The 1489-nt window shown below is 39.0% G+C and carries 1 protein-coding gene; it reads right to left on the minus strand.

Annotated elements, in window-relative coordinates:
* On the minus strand, nucleotides 1–1076 hold a 1076-nt coding region (locus VB740_RS36630; protein WP_323204701.1), incomplete at its 3' end, for a matrixin family metalloprotease.
* Nucleotides 1077–1489 lie beyond the last annotated feature (413 nt).

A 1489-nucleotide genomic window follows, 5' to 3' on the forward strand; every position in this document is an offset into this window, starting at 1 on the left:
GGGTGAACATCAATACTGGCTTGACCCCTCTCGTCGAAGGCTTTAGCCAAATCATCTTTTCCATCTCCATTAAAATTGCCGACTAGCCATTGTTGAGTATCCCAAAACCCACCTTGACCAGTTGCCCATCTCTGTTTGCGGAACAAGTCTCTAGTTCCATAAATGTCTTGTATGCCATTAATGTCGTCTTGAAAGATAAAAGCAGTTCCAAGTCCCGAATAACGACCACCATATTCAGTATTCATAATCGCTATTTGAGCCGATTCATGCCTGAGTCCTAAGGCATGGCCAAGCTCATGGACTGCGACTTCCAGAAGGTCAAGACCACCAGAAGGGCTTGCCTTCCAAGTTTCGCTACTATCAAAATGTATATCACCTGCCAAACCGTCTATCGTTGAGTAGGGATAATAGGCATCAGCTAAGACGTTACCAATACCATCAATAAAGTGAGTCCCAAAGCGGATTTGAGGATAACTCCCTGCATTGTAAGAAGAGTCAGAGGGAGCAGGACCACTATCAGGAAATTCCACAAAATTTAGGGGGGCATATCTCGACCACAGCCCTACTGCCTCTCTTATGATTCCCGTAATTTCTGCGTTGGTAAGACCGCCAGGGAGATTACCATTAAGTAAATTACTATAGCTATAAGTAATGGTAACTGGGGTGTTTTGACCTCCAGGTTGTGCCCATTTGAGGCTACTATTGAGGAAAAATTCTGGTTCAGTGATTGTCATGTCTGGGGCATAGATAGCATTATGGTTTTTTTCTGGAAATAAATTCAAATTTTCTTGGAATTTGTCAAGTGAATTTGGATCAATTGTTATTGAGGTAGCAGAGCTTTTACTCTCGGTTTTCATTCCCTGCTGAGTTTTTAAATTCCATAGTTGGAGATATCCATTTAAACTGTCATTAGCAATGAAATGATCAGGGGAGCTAATAGATATCTCCGAATTAGTAGTATTAGGTATGAAAACAATATTGGAATCAGCGTAGACTTTTAGTGCTGGATCAATAGTAATATTTACTTTTTTAGGACTATCCAACGCTTCTCTCCGAATTGCTTTTTCTTTGAACAAGCTTAAGTGTTGTTATTGAGCAATAAATATTAAAATAATTGCAATCAGAGACTTTTATAAGTGGTAGCCTCAAAAGTACTTTAGCTATACTTATTTTCTTGAAATTCTCTTTAGTCAGGTAGGAGAGCATATATTTCCTTCTGTCAAAACAATAAAGGTTATATTATCTACTCCGTTTTTGCAACTTCCTTTTACGCAAAAACCCTTTTTTGTTATAAGATGTTGTCTTAACTATTTCTGTGATCTGGATGATTTCTGCAAGCAGTGGGAAGACTTGTGGGAACAAGTACCACATATCAATCGCGTAACTCATGAATTGAGTCTATCGGAATAATGTAGTGCGTTAACGAAGTGTAACCCCGTATTTCTTCTAAGAAACTTCTTGTGCTGTGGGATTAACGATTAAATCGCAA

This window comes from Nostoc sp. UHCC 0251 (assembly GCF_034932245.1).
Lineage (GTDB): Bacteria > Cyanobacteriota > Cyanobacteriia > Cyanobacteriales > Nostocaceae > Nostoc.